The following is a 1159-nucleotide window of genomic DNA, read 5'->3' on the forward strand; positions in this document are numbered from 1 at the left end:
GAGGCCGATCGCTACGCGCGCCTGATGATGGAAGCGCTCGAAGCGCGCCACACCACCTTCGTCGGGCGCGGCACCGTGCGCAGCCTGCGCCCCGGCACGCATGTCGACCTGCTCGACGCCCCGCGCGCGCTCACCGCCACCCCGCGCGGGCCGGGCGGCGCGCCCCCCGACGACAGCGTCGAGCCGCCACGCTTCGCCGTGCGCCAAGTCACCCACATCGGCATCAACAACCTGGGCGCCGCGCCGATGGTCACCATCGCCCGCCGCCTCGGCGCGGCCGAGCTGTTTCATGACGATTCGCTCGACGATTCACGCACCACCCCGCCGGGCGACTCGTTCCCCGATCCGTTCCTCGATCCGTTCCTCGATCCGTTCCTCGATCCGTTCCTCGACGCTCCCAGCGCCAACGCCGACACCGCCCGCAACGAAGGCGCCGCCCCGCAACGCGCCCCCACCACGCTGAGCGCCGCGGGCCTCTCCGAGGTGCTCGCCCTGGCCGCCGCGCGCGGCTACGCCAACAGCTTCGACGCACTGCCCGCGCACCTGCCCTGGCGTCCCCGCCTCACCGACGACACCGGCGCCCGGCTCAACCCGCGCCCCACCGCCAACGGCCCGACCAGCGCCATCGTCGTCGGCCCGCAGGGCGAAACCCGCCCCAACGGCGCCGACGAGATCTGGTGCGACCGGCTCGGGCGCATCAAGGTGCGCTTCCTGTGGCAACAAGGCCGCACACCCGACGATTGCAGCAGCTGCTGGGTACGCGTAGGCACCCGCCAGGCCGGCCCTGGCATGGGCTGGCAGATGCTCCCGCGCATTGGGCAGGAAGTCCTGGTCACCCACCTTGGCGGCGACATCGACAGGCCCCTCGTGATCGGCGGTTTTTTTAACGGGCGAGGCGAAGGCGGCATCCCACCGACGCCCGGCGGCGCTGACGCCGCCCCGGCCGACCGCGCGGTGTTCGAGCAGGCCACCGACCACGCCCCTGCCGCCCAAGGCAACCTCACGGCCGGCAACAGCCCCGCCTGGCACGGTGCCGCCGCCAATGAACACCGCCACAGCGCCGCCCTCAGTGGCATCCGCACCAAGGAATTCGGCGCCCACGGCCGCTTCGCCGGCCACAACCAACTCGTCTTCGACGACACCGACAACCAGCAGCGCG

General features: G+C 72.7%; 1 protein-coding gene. It reads left to right on the forward strand.

The features are described 5' to 3' along the window. A partial coding sequence (locus I8J34_RS24075) for a type VI secretion system Vgr family protein (protein WP_230411995.1) occupies positions 1 to 1159 on the forward strand: 1159 nt, incomplete at both ends.

The sequence above is a fragment of the Denitromonas iodatirespirans genome, assembly GCF_018524365.1.
In the GTDB taxonomy this organism is placed as follows: Bacteria; Pseudomonadota; Gammaproteobacteria; order Burkholderiales; family Rhodocyclaceae; genus Nitrogeniibacter; species Nitrogeniibacter iodatirespirans.